The organism is uncultured Fibrobacter sp. (assembly GCF_937877005.1).
GTDB lineage: Bacteria > Fibrobacterota > Fibrobacteria > Fibrobacterales > Fibrobacteraceae > Fibrobacter.
In genome coordinates this window covers 1-1,715 of sequence record NZ_CALEFV010000221.1, presented here as the reverse complement: position 1 = coordinate 1,715, position 1,715 = coordinate 1, and the positions used below count along the sequence as shown (strand labels likewise).

The 1,715-nt window shown below is 49.1% G+C and carries 1 protein-coding gene and 1 pseudogene; one reads left to right on the top strand and one right to left on the bottom strand.

Annotated features, from left to right (window positions below):
* Window positions 1–216: pseudogene (locus Q0628_RS09905) on the top strand (hypothetical protein); the annotation flags it as partial.
* Between the two features lie 122 nt (window positions 217–338).
* Here Q0628_RS09905 and Q0628_RS09900 read toward each other — a convergent pair.
* Window positions 339–1,643, bottom strand: coding sequence for an aminotransferase class I/II-fold pyridoxal phosphate-dependent enzyme (locus Q0628_RS09900; protein WP_298770591.1), 1,305 nt, complete (start codon window positions 1,641–1,643; stop codon window positions 339–341).
* Window positions 1,644–1,715: the final 72 nt, after the last annotated feature.

Sequence of the window (1,715 nt, the reverse complement as noted above, 5' to 3'; positions counted from 1 at the left end):
GATCATAAGGACGTGATTCGCAAGAATGCGGCGGGCGAGCCCTTCCTTGGAAACTTCATCACGAAACTCCGCAACGATTACGGCATTCTCACGATGGGCGGCGGCTCCACGATTATTGTGGCTCCTCCGCTGATTATCAACGAGGCCCAAATCGAAGAGATCTTTGCTCGTCTCGACAAGGCGATAACCGAATATGCCGACGGTTTAGTAAAATAATCATCTCCAATTCTATCATGGCGGACTCAATTGAGTCCGCCATTTAAATTTCTTTGTGCCATAAACTAAAGGTGACTGCTAAATGCAGCCACCTTTTAGGTTTTACTATGGTTATAATCGTGCTATTGGATTGCGACGAAGGCTTGTTCCAGGTCAGCAATCAAGTCATTCACGTCTTCAAGACCAATCGAAAGCCGAATAGTTTCGGAGTGGATATCGGCCAATTCCTGAGCGCGTTCCGGGAGCTCGATGTGGGTGGTTGTAGACGGGTTGATAATGAGCGAACGGGCGTCACCGATGTTTGCCTGGAAACTGAATACTTTTACGGCTTCTAAGAACTTGATAATGCTTGCGCGGGCGTTCTTTTTAAGGCCAAAACTCAGGATTGCGCCGGCACCCTTCGGGAAGTACTTGGCGGCGAGAGCCTTGTACTTGCTGTTCTTGGCATGCGGATGATTGACCCAAGAAACTTCGGGGCGCGTTTCCAGGAATTCTACAATCTTTTCAGCAGACTTTACTGATTTCGAAAGACGTTCCGAAAGCGTTTCGATTCCAAGAAGCACCAGGTAAGAATTGAACGGGGCGATGGCACCGCCCAGGTAATTCAGGTGAATGGCGCGAATACGGCCGGTGAAAGGCGTATCCGGGAACACGTCGTAAAAACTGCGGGGTACGCCCTGCTGCGACACCAAGAAATGCGGCTGGCCGTCGAACTGTGGGAACTTTCCGTTTTTCCAGTTGAACTTGCCGTTTTCTACAATGGCACCGGCAATCACGTTGCCGTGACCCGTAAGGCCCTTGGTGGCCGAATAAACAACCACGTCGGCGCCGAAATCAAACGGATTCAACAAGTAGGGGGTTGCCACCGTGTTGTCGACAATCAGCGGAATTCCATGCTTGTGGGCGATATTTGCGATCGCTTCGATATCCAGAATGGTGGCATTCGGGTTGGTGATCGATTCGATGTAGATTACCTTGGTGTCTTCTTTAACGAGTGCCTCGAAATTTGCCGGATCGTCAGGGTTTTCTACAATGTCATACTTGACGCCCGTCTCTCCGAAGATTTGTTCGAAACTATCGAAAGATCCGCCGTAAGAACGAGCTGTTGCAAGGATTCTGCCTTTGCCTGCTGTGACGTTCAAAAGCGAATACGTAACCGCTGCCATGCCCGAAGAAAGCGTGACAGCTCCGGTTGCTCCCGGGTGGAGTGCCGTAAGGCGCGCGTCAAGTACATCCGTTGTCGGATTAGAAAGTCGTGTATAAAGTGCTTCGGCGCTGTCGAAATAAAACAGATCGTCGCTACGCTTTACCGTGTCGAGCGTAAACGCTGTTGTCTGGTAAATGGGTACCGAAACGGCGTGATTGTGTTCAGCAGGGTTATAGCCTGCATGCAACTTAAGCGTATCAAAAGAAAATTGGTTTGACATTATACTCTCCTTAATTTTTCGAGAGCAAATATAGAAGTGGTTTTTGATAGCGTCCAATACTTAATTCTTATG

What these genes read in the sequence shown, in the direction of transcription:
- Q0628_RS09900 (WP_298770591.1), bottom strand. Translation starts at nt 1,643, where the DNA reads ATGTCAAACCAATTTTCTTTTGATACGCTTAAGTTGCATGCAGGCTAT.